11 protein-coding genes and 7 pseudogenes are annotated in these 15,119 nt (G+C 60.9%); 5 read left to right on the top strand and 13 right to left on the bottom strand.

The window, feature by feature from the left end; translation table 11 throughout:
• Positions 1-231: 231 nt before the first annotated feature.
• Both ABIF91_RS45445 and ABIF91_RS45440 read right to left on the bottom strand, forming a co-directional pair.
• Positions 232-1,500, bottom strand: coding sequence for an IS256 family transposase (locus ABIF91_RS45445; protein ID WP_038952271.1), 1,269 nt, complete (start codon positions 1,498-1,500; stop codon positions 232-234).
• 63 nt (positions 1,501-1,563) lie between these two features.
• Positions 1,564-2,043: pseudogene (locus ABIF91_RS45440) on the bottom strand (IS3 family transposase); the annotation flags it as partial.
• A 95-nt stretch (positions 2,044-2,138) separates the two neighbouring features.
• Between ABIF91_RS45440 and ABIF91_RS45435 the strand changes: the two are divergent.
• Positions 2,139-3,407: an IS256 family transposase gene (locus tag ABIF91_RS45435; protein ID WP_014497957.1), complete on the top strand. Its 1,269-nt coding sequence runs from the start codon at positions 2,139-2,141 to the stop codon at positions 3,405-3,407.
• A gap of 34 nt (positions 3,408-3,441) precedes the next feature.
• Here the strand turns inward: ABIF91_RS45435 and ABIF91_RS45430 are convergent.
• The 4 genes and pseudogenes from ABIF91_RS45430 to ABIF91_RS45415 all read right to left on the bottom strand — a co-directional run.
• Positions 3,442-4,085: pseudogene (locus ABIF91_RS45430) on the bottom strand (IS3-like element ISRj2 family transposase); the annotation flags it as partial.
• Positions 4,086-4,172: 87 nt separating this feature from the next.
• Positions 4,173-4,721, bottom strand: a pseudogene (locus ABIF91_RS45425) (IS630 family transposase); the annotation flags it as partial.
• A 65-nt stretch (positions 4,722-4,786) separates the two neighbouring features.
• Positions 4,787-6,019, bottom strand: a complete 1,233-nt coding sequence (locus ABIF91_RS45420) for an IS256 family transposase (RefSeq protein ID WP_424579926.1) — start codon at positions 6,017-6,019, stop codon at positions 4,787-4,789.
• A 63-nt stretch (positions 6,020-6,082) separates the two neighbouring features.
• Positions 6,083-6,424, bottom strand: a pseudogene (locus ABIF91_RS45415) (helix-turn-helix domain-containing protein); the annotation flags it as partial.
• 123 nt (positions 6,425-6,547) lie between these two features.
• On the opposite strand from ABIF91_RS45415, the gene ABIF91_RS45410 reads away from it, so the two are divergent.
• Positions 6,548-7,891: an IS1380-like element ISBdi2 family transposase gene (locus tag ABIF91_RS45410; RefSeq protein ID WP_424578699.1), complete on the top strand. Its 1,344-nt coding sequence runs from the start codon at positions 6,548-6,550 to the stop codon at positions 7,889-7,891.
• Between the two features lie 243 nt (positions 7,892-8,134).
• Here the strand turns inward: ABIF91_RS45410 and ABIF91_RS45405 are convergent.
• A pseudogene (locus ABIF91_RS45405) lies at positions 8,135-8,919 on the bottom strand (IS5-like element ISBj2 family transposase).
• A gap of 68 nt (positions 8,920-8,987) precedes the next feature.
• Between ABIF91_RS45405 and ABIF91_RS45400 the strand changes: the two are divergent.
• Positions 8,988-9,185 (top strand): annotated as a pseudogene (locus tag ABIF91_RS45400) (transporter); the annotation flags it as partial.
• Between the two features lie 9 nt (positions 9,186-9,194).
• Positions 9,195-9,946, top strand: a pseudogene (locus tag ABIF91_RS45395) (IS6 family transposase).
• A gap of 117 nt (positions 9,947-10,063) precedes the next feature.
• Here the strand turns inward: ABIF91_RS45395 and ABIF91_RS45390 are convergent.
• The 3 genes from ABIF91_RS45390 to ABIF91_RS45380 form a co-directional block, all read right to left on the bottom strand.
• Positions 10,064-10,939 (bottom strand): 3-keto-5-aminohexanoate cleavage protein, encoded by an 876-nt coding sequence (locus ABIF91_RS45390; RefSeq protein ID WP_028182025.1) that lies wholly within the window; start codon positions 10,937-10,939, stop codon positions 10,064-10,066.
• A 23-nt stretch (positions 10,940-10,962) separates the two neighbouring features.
• Positions 10,963-11,496, bottom strand: coding sequence for a cupin domain-containing protein (locus ABIF91_RS45385; RefSeq protein ID WP_028182026.1), 534 nt, complete (start codon positions 11,494-11,496; stop codon positions 10,963-10,965).
• Positions 11,497-11,572: 76 nt separating this feature from the next.
• Positions 11,573-12,511: a fumarylacetoacetate hydrolase family protein gene (locus tag ABIF91_RS45380; protein WP_424579925.1), complete on the bottom strand. Its 939-nt coding sequence runs from the start codon at positions 12,509-12,511 to the stop codon at positions 11,573-11,575.
• Positions 12,512-12,781: 270 nt separating this feature from the next.
• On the opposite strand from ABIF91_RS45380, the gene ABIF91_RS45375 reads away from it, so the two are divergent.
• The gene (locus ABIF91_RS45375; protein WP_028182028.1) at positions 12,782-13,420 is read left to right on the top strand and encodes a TetR/AcrR family transcriptional regulator; all 639 of its coding nucleotides are present in this window, start codon (positions 12,782-12,784) and stop codon (positions 13,418-13,420) included.
• Positions 13,421-13,441: 21 nt separating this feature from the next.
• Here the strand turns inward: ABIF91_RS45375 and ABIF91_RS45370 are convergent, their stop codons facing one another.
• From ABIF91_RS45370 to ABIF91_RS45360, 3 genes are read right to left on the bottom strand one after another with little or no spacing between them, the layout of a single operon-like run.
• Positions 13,442-13,927: a PaaI family thioesterase gene (locus tag ABIF91_RS45370; RefSeq protein WP_049802050.1), complete on the bottom strand. Its 486-nt coding sequence runs from the start codon at positions 13,925-13,927 to the stop codon at positions 13,442-13,444.
• Between the two features lie 24 nt (positions 13,928-13,951).
• Positions 13,952-14,251 carry a hypothetical protein gene (locus ABIF91_RS45365; RefSeq protein WP_424579924.1) on the bottom strand — a complete coding sequence of 100 codons (300 nt, stop codon included), beginning with the start codon at positions 14,249-14,251 and terminating at the stop codon, positions 13,952-13,954.
• 2 nt (positions 14,252-14,253) lie between these two features.
• On the bottom strand, positions 14,254-15,081 hold the full coding sequence (locus tag ABIF91_RS45360) for an MFS transporter (RefSeq protein ID WP_051394030.1): 828 nt from the start codon (positions 15,079-15,081) through the stop codon (positions 14,254-14,256).
• Positions 15,082-15,119: the final 38 nt, after the last annotated feature.

Here is a 15,119-nt window from a genome sequence, read left to right as displayed (position 1 = left end):
GCTGGCCCCGGTTGTTTGGACAGCGCCCCGCTGGATTTAAGTGGATTCCTGCCGGGTTATGCTGAACGCGGGGCTTTACGGTTTTGTCGTTGCGTCGGGAGGGCGTAGCCCGACCAGAGCGACGACAAAACCGTCGGCGACGGTCATGCGGCCATCACCATAGCTTGCGTGCCGAAGTAAGCCTCGTCGGGCGTGCGCGAGCTATGGCTGATTTTGGGTGACGCGGCCTGATCAGGCGGCGTGGCTTTCAGTGTTCGGAATGACTTCGATTCCGTCGATGAACTTTACACCGGCGATGACTTTCGGCAACTGGTTCGTGCTCTTCAATCGCCGCCAGGTCTTCGATGCGGCGTCGATGAGCTTGAACACCATCAGCTTCGCAGTTTGTTGCGACAGCGATCCCTTGGTCCGCACCGTTCGGTGGCGCACCGTGGCGAAGACGCTCTCGATCGGGTTCGAGCTGCGTAGGTGGATCCAGTGCTCAGCAGGGAAGTCGAAGAAGGCGAGCAGCGCATGGCGATCCTTGATCAGGCACTCCACCGCACGTCCGTATTTGACGTGGTATTTCTCGACGAAGACGTCGATCGCGGTTTCAGCTTCGGCCCGGTGTGGGGCCAGATAGATGTTCCGCAGGTCGTTCTTCATGGGGCCCTGCACGGATTTGGCGACCTTGTCGAGTACGTTGCTCACTTTATGGCACCAGCATCGTTGGTGCCGCGTGCCGGGAAAGGCCTCGTCCAGTGCCTTCCAGAAGCCGAGGGCGCCGTCGCCGATGGCGAGTTGCGGGGCAATCCGTAACCCGCGTTGCCGCAGGTCGATCAGGAGTTCGCGCCAGCTCTGCGCGCTCTCGCGCACGCCGACCTGGAAGCCGATCAGCTCCTTCTTGCCTTCCGGCGTGGTGCCAATCAGCACCAGCATGCATTCGCTGTGATCTTCCATGCGGGCCTGCAGGTACACGCCATCGGCCCAGATGTAGACATAGCGACGCGCCGACAGATCGCGTCTCTGCCAGCGTTCGTACTCGACCTGCCAATCGGCCTTCAGGCCGGCGATCACCGAAGGCGACAGGTTCGGCGCATCCTTGCCGAGCAGCGCCGAGAGCGCCTCCTGGAAGTCGCCGGTCGAGATGCCGCGCAAATAGAGGACCGGGATCAAGGCATCCAGGCTCTTCGTCCGCCGCGCCCATAGCGGCAGGATTGCCGAACTGAAGCGGAGGCGGTCGCCTGGCCCGCTCGCTCCGCGGTCGCGGACCTTGGGACGAGCGACCTCCACCGGACCGATGCCGGTCGCAATCTCGCGCACCGGACCGTGCCCATGTCGGACCAGGCGCGCTCGACCGTCGGGCAGCGTCAGATTGGCCGTGCTGGCCAGAAACGCGCCAACCTCGATCTCGATCGCCCTGGCAAGCAGGTCCCGCGCGCCGGCACGAACGATATCGGTCAGTGGATCATCAACCGCGGACGGCTGACGGAAAGCAAGAACATTGGTAGTCTCGGTCATGGCGTATCGCTCTCCTCGAGAGGTTCTGGCAGGCTCGTCACCCGCCTCGATACGCCGCCTTCCTCACACCGTCATCACCCAGATTCCGCCATAGCTCGGCGTGCGCCCGTCAAGGCTCGAGTGAGGGCGTCCCTGATTGTAGAAGGCCAGATACTTGGCAATTGACGCTCGCGCCTCGGACACGCTGTCGTAGGCGCGGAGATATACTTCTTCGTATTTGACCGTGCGCCAGAGCCGCTCGACAAACACGTTGTCGCGCCAGGCGCCCTTGCCGTCCATGCTGATGGCGATCTTCGCGTCCAGCAGCACATCGGTGAACTCGAGGCTGGTGAACTGGCTGCCCTGATCCGTGTTGAAAATCTCGGGCCTGCCGTGCTTCGCCAACGCCTCCTGGACCGCTTCGACGCAGAAGGCCGCCTCCATTGTGATCGAGACGCGATGGGCCAGGACCCGTCGGCTGAACACATCGACGACCGCCGCGAGATAGACGAAGCCACGCCGCATCGGAATGTAGGTGATGTCCATTGCCCACGCATGGTCGGGGAGCTATGCGGGAAACTGGGTGATGACGGAATGAGATAGGCGGCGTATCGAGGCGGGTGTCGAGCCTGCCAGAACCTCAAGGAGAGCGATACGCCATGAACGAGCATAGCAACATTGTCCCACTGCGTCAGCCCGATGAGATCGACGATCCACTGACGAATATTTTGCGATCTGGAGCTCGGCAGCTGCTTGCGCAGGCTGTCGAGATGGAAGCCGAGGCGTTTCTCGCCGCGATGAAGGGCTTGAAGCTTCCCGATGGCCGCGACCGCCTCGTGCGACACGGCCATGGTCCAGTGCGGACGATCCAGACGGGGATCGGCGCCGTCGAAGTCGCCCGGGTAAAGATTCGCGATCGCGCGGTGACCAGCGATGGCGAGCGGATCCGCTTCACCTCGGCGATCCTGCCGTTGTGGGCACGGCGCACGAAGAGCTTGGATGCACTTTTGCCGGTTCTGTACCTGCGAGGCATCTCGACGGGCGACTTCCAGGAGGCGCTGGCGGCGCTCTTGGGCAAGGATGCGCCGAATCTTTCTCCGGCGGTGGTTTCCAGACTGACGACGGAGTGGCAGCTCGAGTACGAGCGTTGGCAGAAGCGCGATCTGTCGGCGCGCCGGTACGTATACGTGTGGGCGGACGGCGTCTTCCTGCAGGCTCGCATGGAAGACCACAGCGAATGCATGCTGGTGCTGATCGGCGCGACGCCGGAAGGCAAGAAGGAACTCATCGGCTTCCAGGTCGGCGTGCGCGAGAGCACGCAGAGCTGGCACGAACTGCTCGTCGAGGCGAAAACCCGAGGGCTGAAGATCGCCCCGGAAATCGCCGTCGGTGACGGCGCGCTCGGCTTCTGGAAGGCGCTCGACGAGGTCTTTCCCGCCACGCGACATCAGCGGTGCTGGGTGCACAAAACCGCGAATATCTTGAACAAAGTCGCAGTGTCGGTACAGGCCAGCATGAAGAAGGATCTGCGCGAGGTCTATTTGGCGTCCAACCGAGCTTCGGCCGAAGTGGCGATCGATGTCTTTGCCGAGAAATACGGAGCGAAGTACGACAAGGCGGTCGAGTGCCTGACGAAAGATCGCGACGCAATGCTTGCGTTCTACGAATTCCCCGCCGAGCATTGGGACCACTTGCGGACGACGAATCCCATCGAAAGCGTGTTCGCGACGGTCCGGCACAGAACGGTGCGCACGAAAGGTTCGTTATCGTCAACGACTGCCAAGTTGATGGTGTTCAAGCTGCTCTGCGCCGCATCAAAGACCTGGCGGCGGCTGAAAGGCACAAATCAGTTGCCGAAGGTCAGCGCAGGTGTCAGATTCGAAAACGGCATCGAGGTCATCCAAGTGCCGGAAAACCACGCCGCCTGATCGCCTCGTCACCCAAAATCCCGCATAGCTCATGGTCGGGCCGCTCGATCTTCAATCCGCGCAACAGGTACGGGTAGATCTTGTGACCCGGAGCCGGCTTGCTCGTGTTCGGGCGACGATAGACCGCCTCGATCCCCATGCGCTTCATCAGCGTCGCGATGTGGCGGCGACCGGCGTATACGCCCTCCCGCCGCAGCAACGATCGCAGCATACGCGCTCCCGCGAAGGGATAATCGAGATGCAGCTCATCGAGCCGACGCATCAAGGCAAGGTCCTCGGCCGAAACTGGCCGAGGTTCATAGTAGACCGTGCTGCGAGCCAGCTTCAGGACCTTCGCCTGGCGCACGATAGAAAGATCATGATCGCGGTCGATCATCGCTTTGCGCTCAGCAGGCCCGCCTTGGTGAGCGCGCCGGACAAAAAATCGTTTTCCAACGCCAGCTCGCCGATCTTGGCATGTAACGCCTTCAAATCGACCGGCGTCTCGGCCGATGTCTTGTCATGCCCAAACACGCCGGCGGCGCCTTCCAGGAGCTGGTTTTTCCAGATCGTGATCTGGTTCGGATGAACATCAAACAGTTGCGCCAGCTCCGCCAGTGTCTTGTCGCCTTTGACCGCAGCCAAAGCAACCTTCGCCTTGAATGCCGGAGAATGCGTCCGGCGGCTCTTCTTCGTCATCTTCGCTCCTGATTCGCAGCAAGAATCCTCGCCGCTGTCAGGCAGAAAATCCACTCAAGCTACTGTCCGAATTTGCGGGGCCAGCTCTGTCGGCGTGAAGTGGACATGATAGTGCGGCCGGCGAGCGAGCCACGCTTTGATCTTGGGTGTCTTGTGGGTGGCGTAGTTGTCCATGACGATATGGACAGCGAGCCCCTCAGGGATTTGAGCGTCGATCTCTTTGAGGAACTTCAAGAACTCGACCGCCCGATGGCGCTTGTAGCATTTGCCAATGACAAAGCCGGAAGCGACATCGAGCGCGGCAAACAGCGTGGTCGTACCATGCCGCACATAGCTGTGCGTGCGACGTTCCGGCACCCCAGGCATCATCGGCAAGACCGGCTGCTCGCGATCGAGTGCCTGGATCTGGCTTTTCTCATCGACGCTGAGGACAACGGCTCGGGTCGGTGGGGACAGGTAAAGCCCGACAATATCGCGGACCTTGTCGACGAACAGTGGATCGCTCGACAGTTTAAATGTCTGGCTGCGGTGAGGCTGCAAGCCGAACGCCGCCCACATTCGGCGGATCGTGGTGTGAGAAAAGCCAGCTTCCGCAGCCATCGAGTGGATCGACCAGTGCGTCGCGTCGGGGAGTGTCAGAAGTTTTGTGTAAGAGCGTCTCTGTGAGGGGTTTGCGGGGTCAGCGGACTGACCCCATGGGGTCAGTCCGCTGAGCCTGCAAAGCGCTCGCCGAACTGGATGGCAAACTGGCCCATTGCGGCCGTCCATGCAACCGGTCGTCGCCAATGGATGCCGGCATTTCTGATGGCGAGGTAAAGCAGCTTCATCGCCGCCTCGTCGTTGGGGAAGCTGCCGCGTGTTTTGATGATCTTGCGCAGCGAACGGTTCAGCGCCTCGACCGCGTTGGTGGTATAGATCATTTTGCGTATCTCCGGCGCGAAGGCGAAGAACGGAATGACGTGCTCCCACGCCCGGCGCCAGGCCGCCCCGATCGCGGGATAGCGCTTGCCCCACTCGGCTTCGAAGTCCTCGAGCCTGAGCAGAGCGGCGTCGGCATTCTCGGCATGATAGATCGCCTTGATCGAGGGAAGGATCGCCTTGCGATCCTTCCAGGACACGAAGGATAGGCTGTTGCGGATCAAATGCACGATGCAGGTCTGGACCATCGCCTTGGGAAAGACGCTGTTGATCGCCTCGGGAAAGCCCTTCAGACCGTCGACGACGGCGATCAGGATGTCGGCGACGCCGCGGTTCCTCAGATCGTTCATGACCTTGAGCCAGAATTTGGCGCCTTCGGTTTGCTCGATCCAAAGCCCGAGCACGTCTTTCTCGCCCGATGCAGTGATGCCCAGCACGACGTAGACTGCCTTGTTCTTGACCATCCCCTCATCGCGAATCTTGACCCTGAGCGCGTCGAAGAAGACCACCGGATAGATCGCTTCCAGCGGCCGGCTCTGCCATTCGCGGACCTCGTCGAGAATCGCGTCGGTGACCTTGCTGATCAGATCGGGGGACACCTCGGTGCCGTAGAGCTCGGCCAGATGGCCCTGGATCTCCCGTACCGTCATGCCCCGCCCGTAGAGACTGATGATCTTCTCGTCGAAGCCGTCGAAGCGGGTCTGGCCCTTCGCGACGATCACCGGTTCGAACGTGCCGGCGCGGTCGCGCGGCACCTCGATCTCGATCTCGATCTCGCCGTCGTCCGTCAACAGCGCTTTGCTGCTTGTGCCGTTGCGGCTGTTGCCCGACCCGCGGCCCGCCGGGTCGCCCTTCTCATAGCCAAGGTGGTGGGTCAGCTCCGCACCCAGTGCGCGCTCCAGAAGCGCCTTCTTCAGTCGTCTGAAAAGCCCGTCTTCGCCGGCTAAGTCTTCTGGCTTGAGGCTGCCCCCGGCAAGAAGCTGGTCCAAAATCTCAGGTGAAAAATCCGTAGCCATGTGAGTCTCCTGTCAAAGGTAAACTCACAGAAACCATCTTACACCGAGTTACTGACACCCTCTCGCGTCGCGCGGCGTCGTACGCAATGTCCGCTCGATTACCTCAGCAACCTGATCGTCGTCGATGGTTCGAGGGCGGCCAGGGCGGGCTTCGTCAAGCAGGCCATCACAGCGATCCTTCAAGAATCGGCGGCGCCACTTGCCAACGGTGTGTTCATGGATGCCAAGTTCGGCAGCCACAGACTTGCTTGGCAGACCATCTGCACACCGCAGGATCGCGCGGCACCGCTCAGATAGCGATCGGGCTACACGATGACGACGAACTTGCCTCTCCAAGTACGCCCGCTCCTGCGCACTCAGCACTAACGGCGCAATCGGCCGGCCCCGCACACCTGCATTCGCCACTAGCCCGTCTTATTCGTAAGAGTGCGCCTGAGGGCTGGCGAGCGTGGTGTAAAGCGCTGATGCGGCGTAGGATTCGGTTGCGAAGCCACCCCATCACCTTCAACCGCGAACGCCACGCCCGCCATGACCGACGATACGATTCCGCCCTTCTCGTTTCCAGCCGTTCACGCCAAGAAAGTCACAGCTGCCTTCGATGGCGGTCGCCTGACCTCGAACGGGGGCGTGATGCTTCTGGCGATGGCCGAGCGGCGTCTCGGCTTGGCCGACAATCTGGCCCGGGTGTTCCCGGATCGGCGCGATCCGACGCGGGTCGTGCACAGCCTTGTCGATATGTTCCGCGCGCGCATGTTCGCGATCTGCTGCGGCTACGAGGACGCCGACGACCTCGATCATCTGCGGTCCGATCCCGCATTCAAGCTGGCCTGCGGACGGCTGCCGGACACGGGCCGCGATCTGTGTTCCCAACCGACGCTGTCGCGGCTGGAGAATGCTCCGCGCCTGCGCGACGTGATCCGACTGACCTACATTTTGGTCGACGCATGGATGGATAGCTACCCGCGCGAGCCGGCATCCGTCACGCTCGACATCGATGATACCTGCGACGTCGTCCACGGCCATCAGCAGCTCTCGCTGTTCAACGCTCATTATGACGAACGCTGCTTCCTGCCGATCCACGTCTACGACACGGAGAAGAGCCGTCCCGTGGCGGTCGTGCTGAGGCCCGGCAAGACGCCGGGCGGCGTCGAGGTGCGTGCCCTTCTGCGCCGCCTGGTACGGCATATCCGCACGCGGTGGCACAACACGCGAATTACGTTCCGTGGCGACGGGCACTATGCCCGGCCGGAGGCCATGGCGTGGTGCGAGACCAACGGCATCGACTACATCTTCGGTCTGTCCGGCACCAAGCCTCTCGCCAGAAAAGTCGACGAGGTCGCCGACGACATCCGCACGCGACGCGCCATCGAGAACCTGCCGGTTCTGCGTGGCTATACCGAGACGCGCCACAAGGCAAAGTCCTGGGATCGCGAACGGCGCACTGTCGCCCGTATTGAGGCGACGATGCTCGGCCTCGACATCCGCTTCGTCGTCACCAGCCTCGATGTCGGCTCGGCCGAGTGGATCTACGACAGCCTGTATTGCGCGCGCGGCCAAGCCGAGAATCTGATCAAGCTGCATAAGACGCAGCTCGCCTCCGATCGCACCAGCTGCCGTTCGGCGCTCGCCAACCAGGTCCGTCTCGTGCTCCATACGGCCGCTTATTGGCTGATGCTGACCGTGCGCGACGCCATTCCCAAAGTCCGGGAATTGGCCGCTGCCGAGTTCGCGACGCTGCGTCTTCGGCTCTTGAAAATCGCCGCCCGTGTCGTCGAGACCACGAGCCGCATTCGCCTTGCGTTTGCCGCGGCATGTCCCGAAGCCGACCTGATCTGCGGCTTGCCCGGCGCGCTGCTGCCGCTCGGTCCTTGACCGGCGGGGCGTCCGCCCCCGTTCGCCCAACCCATCCCTCAAGCGCGTTGCAAAGTACCGGTCGTCAGGCGGCGAAAAGCCGAAGGCAATCCTGTGCGCCTCGTCAGACAAGATGTGCGGCCGCATCAATCGGGCCCAAAAGCCGCACTCTCACGAATAGGACGGGCTAGCACTCTCCTCTCTAGAGATTCGAGCTATCAACTAATGTGACGAACTTGCGTTCCAGATGACTAGGGTCCAGACTCAATTGAGCCAATATGCGACGAGAGCGGCGAGATGAACAGCGGCCAAAAAATTACGGGCGAGCTTGTCATATCGCGTGGCGATGCGCCGGAAGTCCTTGAGCCTGCAAAAGCAGCGTTCGATGACATTTCGTCCTTTGTAGGCGCGTTTGTTGAAGCGATGGATGACGACACGGTTAGATTTATTGGGGATTACGGGCTTGGCGCCACGACGAATGATTTCGCCGCGAAGCTTGTCGCCATCATACCCTTTGTCGGCGAGGAGCACGCTCATGGGTGGCGCGAGCGCCAGGACATCGGGAGCCGCAGCGATATCGGCATCCTGGCCTGGAGTCAGATGCAGGACGACCGGCCGGCAGAGCGGATCGCTCAGCGCATGGATTTTTGTCGTGCGGCCTCCGCGCGAGCGGCCGATTGCTTGATTGTGCTCCCCCCTTTTCCGCCGGAGGCACACCGCGGTGAGCTTTAATCGAGGTCGAGTCGAGCGACAGTACGACGCCGTCTTCGCCAGGCTTGGCCAGCGCTTCGAAGATTGCGCACCATCGTCCTCGCTTGGCCCAGCGATTGAAGCGATTGTAGATCGTCGTGTAAGGGCCGTATTCACGTGGACAATCACGCCATCGTGCACCCGATTGCAGCATGTGAATGATGCCGCTGACGATGCGTCGGTCGTCGTCCCGATCCGGCCCCGTCAGTCCCCTCGGCAGATGCGGTTCGATACGCGCCCATTGCCTGTCGTTCAGCCAAAACAAACCAGCGCGCATTCTCTCGCCCCCGAATCAACACGTAGGCAAGAGAATCACGTGGCGCTATTTAGGTACAGACCCTAGAGACTCGGCGATAGCGGGTTCTTCGTCAAAGCCGCTCTGGGCATGTATATACCCACCGGCACTTTGCAGGGACCTGCGGGGCTCTCCAATGTGGGGGATCCGTGGTGGACCTTTCAACCCAACCTGGCCTTCTCCTACCTGAAGGATGGATGGAATCTCACGGTCAACGTGTTCGACGAGAGGTACCGTCAAGTTAACGAATTGGAGCGGCCAAGGGGATAGACGAGCGGCATGCCGATCGCCCGGGACCCTCTTTATCGCCGCCATCGCTTCCCACCGGAAGTGATCAGCTATGCCGTTTGGTTGTATTTCCGGGTTCCCTTAAGCTTGCGCATGGTCGAGGAAATGCTGGCGGCGCGTGGCATTGGCGTGATCTATGAAACCGTGCGCCAGTGGGGACGGAAATTCGGCAAGCCGTTCTCCGATCGGATCCGCCAGCGCGCACCCGCTCGCGGTGACAAATGGCATCTGGACGAAGTCGTTATCTCGATCGCGGGCGAACAACATTGCTGTCGACCAGAATGGCTTCGTTCTCGACGTCTTGATCCAGCGCCGAAGAGACTCGCGCGCTGCCCAGCGGCTCATGAAGAAGCTCTTGAAATCCGCCGGCACGCCGCCGCGCGTGATGATCACGGACAAGCTCCGTTCGTACGGCGCTGCGAGGGCGAAGATGGGCTTTCACGTCGAACATCGCCAGCACAAAGATCTCAACAATCGGGCCGAGAATTCTCATCAGCCGACGCGGCGACGCGAGCGGATCATGAAGCGTTTCAAATCGTCCCATCAGGCTCAACGGTTTCTGTCAGTTCACGATCAGGTCGCGAACCGTTTCCACATCCCCTATCCCGGAACCGTCACTGCCGACTTCCGTCGTGCTTCGCGCGAACGAGCCTTTGCGACTTGGCGCGACATCTCCACGACAAGCGCTATCGCCGAATCTCGAACCTTTGAGAATGGCCTCCTTCGGCTCGGCGGTCGATTAAGTTGATGATGCCCCCCGAACCGGTTTGATCGCTTCACGAAACTGCTCGAGGCTTTTCCGGGTTTCCATCGATCAGCTCTGGACCCTCATTCTCGCACCGTTTTCGCCGGCAAGCGAGTTAGCTGCCGAGCAACAGCTTCCTCGCCTCGCTCGGCGAAGCCGGCCTCGACCCGTGCCGCATCACAATCCGAGCCGCCTCTTCGACAAGCTCCGCGTTGTTCCCGGCGAGCTTACCTTTGGCGATGTAGAGATTGTCCTCGAGGCCGACGCGCACGTGCCCGCCAAGCTCGCACGCTGCGGCGGCGATCTTGAACTGGTCATGCGAAATGCCGAAGGCACTCCAGAGCGCTCCGGATGGCAGCATGCTGCGCATCAGCTGCAGCACATCGGCTTGGGCCGGCGCGCCCCAGGATACGCCGAGACAGAACTGGAAGAAGGTGGGTGCTTTCAGCACCCCAATTTCCAGCAGATGTTTGGCCAATCGTATGTGGCCGAGATCGAAGACCTCAATCTCCGGCTTGATGCCGGCGTCGGATATCGTTCGCCCCATGAACTCGAGATCGCTCACAAGGTTGACCATTGCTATTCGTCCGAAGTTCAACGTCGCCACGTCGAGGCTGCAGATTTCCGGCTTGAGCTTGAGGATATGGTCGAGCCGCTGCTGCGGCGTCATGGGTGGATTGACTCCGGGGGCTGGCTGCAGCCGCAAACCATCTGGGGCAAATAGGGAGCCGGGTCCGCTGGTCAGGTTGATGATGACGTCCGTCGATGCCCCCCTGATGCGCTCCACGACCTCCGCGTAAAGTTCGAATTCGACCGACGGTGCGCCCGTCGCGGGGTCGCGCACATGAATGTGGACGACCGCAGCTCCAGCATTCGCCGCGTCAATGGCTTGATCGGCGATCTGCTTTGGCGTGACGGGGACCGCCGGACTCCTGCCGACGGTGTCCCCCGCACCGGTCAGGGCACAGGTAATGATGGTCGGATTGGACATCGAATTGCGCGGCTCCCAGCTTTCTATTGGTGCTCGGCATCGATCAGCACGAACGCGACCCTGGAGATCCGGTCGGAACGATTGGACCACGCATGGTTGGTGCCGCGCTGGATCAATACATCGCCGGGCCGCATCAGCGTCTCGCCCTCGTCGAGCAAGGCCCAGATCTCTCCTTCCAGCACGATCGCGTAGTCGAGCGTATGCGTCTTGTGGAAGAAGAAGTGCCGCGCCTTGGTGTCGAAGGCTTCGGGGCTGCCGATCCCCGCCCTGAACTTCTCGAGCTCGTCGCGAGAGTAGAGGCTGTCCGGCGGGAATTCGGCGATACGCAGAACGTTCCCTCCGGCTGGAGGCTCGATGGCGAGCTTGCGATCCCCTGGAGCGGGTTCCTCCTGCTGCACGATGTCCGCGGGAGTTTTGTCGGCAACCCAGATTACGGTTCCTGCCAACCCCGGTGTCCCCGGCACAACATGCACGTTGGGTGCTGCACCATCCGAGACAATGACTGACCGGCCATCGGCGCGATGGCCGGTCACGATACGGCGAACGGGTTTTGCCATGATGATGTAATTCTCGATTGGATCTGAGCGGGTTGGGTTCGGGCGCTCCTGCCCTGACTGGGCTGTCCCAAGCGGATCACCAGAACTTCTGGCGCCTCTCGGGCCACCAGCGCTTTTCTTCCGGAGGGCCGATCTTGGTGCGGAGCGTACCGATCCGAGAGACCTCGAGTTCAAGGACGTCACCGGCTTCAAGTTTCCGGCCGATCTCCAGGCCGGATCCGTTGCCGACGGTGCCCGAAGCAAACAGGTCTCCCGGCTGCACGTATTCCGAGATCGACATGTAAGCCAGCGACTCACCCGGCGTCCAAATAGTCTCGGCACTATCTCCGCGCGAGCATTCCTTGCCGTTGATGCGAACCGCCATCTCAAGATCATCGAGACGGCCGATCTCATCCATCGTTACGATCCACGGACCGATACCGAAGGCACAATCCTTGCCCTTTCCGGGGCCCATGCCGATCTTCATCTCGAGCTTCTGGATGTCGCGCGCGCTGAAATCGTTGAAGATCGTCACGCCGAAGATCGCGCGCTGCGCCTCGTCGGGCGTCAGGTTGTGGCAGACGCGTCCGACGATGTAGCCAAGCTCCAATTCGTAGTCGAAATAATCGGTATAGAACGGCTTGGGCACTTCGGCATCGTGCCCGACGGCGGTGAACGGGGTACCCTTGAAGTAGCCCGGAATCTCAAGCAGCGCCTCGGTCGGCTCGGCCCCAATGCGCTCGTGGAATTGCTTGATGTGCTTGACGAAGGTGAGGCCATCCCGGATGACCGGCGGATCGATCGCGCTCAGCCAGTTCACGCTTGAGATTGCGGTAGAGGCATCATCGGCGCGCGCCTGTACGGCCTCATGAGCAGCCTCCAGGAAAATGTCGCCAAGACCGATCGCAGCCGACATGCTCCCTGGGAAGATCGCCGACGCCAACCGCTGGGCGCCCTCCTGCGTGGCCCCCTTCGCTTGCCGTCGCAGGATCTCCGCGGTCGCGAGGTCGATGACCCTGCTCTCCGCGGTATCCACCGCGACGAGGCGCGCGACCGATCCGAACGGCGTTCCGACTGAAATTCGTCCGAGCTTCACGTCGTCCTCCTTATTTATAATACGAGACGTTTCGTATCGTTTCTGCTGCGGAGAGTCAAGCGGGCCGCTGCCGTCTTTCCGACCGGCCTTAATGGAACTCGTTTGTCGAAGGACGTGACGCCGTGCTACGGAAACGCACTGGCTCGATATCCATTGAATTGCTCGACACTGGCTATGGCATCAACCAAACGCGCTACTGCAGGCGGACCGATGAGTTCTCAAGATACCGAACCATCGGATTCAAGGCCGATCGGAAGACCGCGCGATCTCGCCTCCAAGCGGTCGATTTTGTCGGCCACAATGGGCCTTCTGCAAACGGTCTCGGTCGCCGATCTCGCGATCGAAACAGTGGCGCGCGACGCCAGGGTTTCAAAAGCCACGATCTATCGCTGGTGGGACAGCAAGGGCGCGCTGGTCATCGACGCGTTCATGGAGTCCCATTTCAGCAATACTCCGATGCCAACGGCGGTCGACCCGCGGACCGCTATCAAGCGGCACCTCACCTCCCTCGCGCAATATTTCAGCGGCCGCGCCGGGAAGCTGGTCGTTCAAATCCTGTGCGAAGGCCACGACAACGATGCACTTTTGGCAGAGTTCAATGAACGGTTCGCGAAGAACCGTCGGCGTCTCGTTCAGGAAACCTTTGAGCGTGGACAGCAGGAGGGACTATTCAGGCGCGGCATCGATGCAGCCTGGGCTGTCGAGATGCTGTACTCGCCGATCTACCGGCGCTTGATCTTCGGCCAGCCGCTGGATGCAGAGTTCATCGAGCTCCTTTGCGGGAGCGTCGACTCTATGTTTTCCACGGATGTCAAGTCCAAGACGTCGCGACAGAAATCAAAAGCATAACTCTCGCTGGACTTCACAATCTCACGCGATCTCGGCGCCAGCAAATGGCTCGATGCCCGACTTGCGGCGCGGCGCCACGACGGCCAGCGAGGACACAGAGGTGGCCACTGCCTTGCTTTCGCGATCCAGAAGCTGTGCACGCGTGAACACGACGGCCTTTCCGCAGCGTTCGACTTCGGCGACTGCTCTGTATTGGCCCGGCTTAGCCGACCTGAGATACGAGACGTTCATGTTGATCGTTGCAACGGAAAGTCCATCAGCAATTGCCAACAGCGCCGCATAGGCCATGGCGAAGTCGAGCATCATCGCGACCGCGCCCCCGTGAACGACGTCCTCGGCCTGCAAAAATTGCTGACCGACAATAAAGGACAGCTCGATGCGTGGCCCCGCGAGGTCGATTTTTTCGAGGTTGATTTTCAATGATTCGGCAAGGGAGCTCGATTTGACAGCAACCGGCAACCCCTCCCCCGACTGGTATTGACGCAGAAGCTTTTGATCCAGGTTCATTGCTGATTCCAAATCGCTATCGAGTCATGCCACGCTCGGCGCGATCGAACTGTCGCGAAAGACCGAAGATCGACCAATCAGGCAAAGAATGGACGAGACCAGCAGGCAGGTAGCGGCGACAACAAACCATGGCAGGTAGTTGCCGGCCCGATCATAGAGCATCCCGGCCAGGATCGGCCCACCGCCGCCACCGACCGACACCGCGAGATAAATGCCGCCAAACAGCGTGCTGAAGTGAGCTGGCGGGAAGCGTCTTCCGACCAGGAAAAGAGCGAGATCAAACTCCGAGCCAATGGTGAAACCCATGGCCAGCGTTCCCGGCAAGATCAGCTCCGAGTTGCCCGACGCCAACATGAGCACACCGCAGGCAGACAACAGAAAAATCGCGGCCGCAAGCAGGTTGGAGTACCGCGGTCAGTCAGCATCGGGACGAAATGGACGATCGTGCCGAAGATTCCCGTCGATGCCAGCAGGAAGATGATGGCGAGCAGCAGAAAGCGTCGATCGGCGTACAGACCCCAGTTCTGCCGTGCCGCGCCGGGCTTGGATCTTTCGTGCCCAGCCTGGCTCTTCAACAGCAGCGCGATGATCGGAATCATGCCGAAAGTCAGTATAGCCAGCCCGATATAGGCTCCCCTCCATCCGTAAGCGTCGAGTAACCGCCCGACCAGCGATGGAAACGTCAGAGCAGCGAGGCCAGGCCCGCAATACACGATCCCGTAGACAAGCCCCAAGCGTCGCGGAAAATTGCCGACGATCATGCGGCCGTAAGAGACGGGAGTCGTCGCGCTACCAAGAACAGCCAGAACGAACGTGAGAAGAAGGAAGCTGACGAGCCCGCCGGTTACCAGACCCAATAAAAGGAACGAAAGCGCTAACGCGCCTCCCGACAAGAGCGCCATTCGAAATGCACCGAACCTGTCCACCAACCGCCCCGCAAAGGGACTAGCCACACCGATGGTCAGTATTCCGATCAGTGGACCGAGAGACGCCATCCCGCGCGTCCAGCCGTACTCGGCGGCAAGCGGCTTCAAGAACAGGCCCGAAGTATAGAAATAGATCGATGAGACGCTCATCATCATGCCGAGCAGGCAACCCACAATCAGATTCCGGCCCCGCCAAAGCTCGCGTCGCGAGCTGATTTCGCCGTCCATCCTTTTCCTCCCAATAGGCCCGTAGCAGGCTTTTTATA

The organism is Bradyrhizobium sp. USDA 241, assembly GCF_049739505.1.
Classification (GTDB): Bacteria; Pseudomonadota; Alphaproteobacteria; order Rhizobiales; family Xanthobacteraceae; genus Bradyrhizobium; species Bradyrhizobium liaoningense.
Note: the sequence above shows the minus strand (reverse complement) of the source record. Positions and strands in the feature narration are given on the sequence as shown.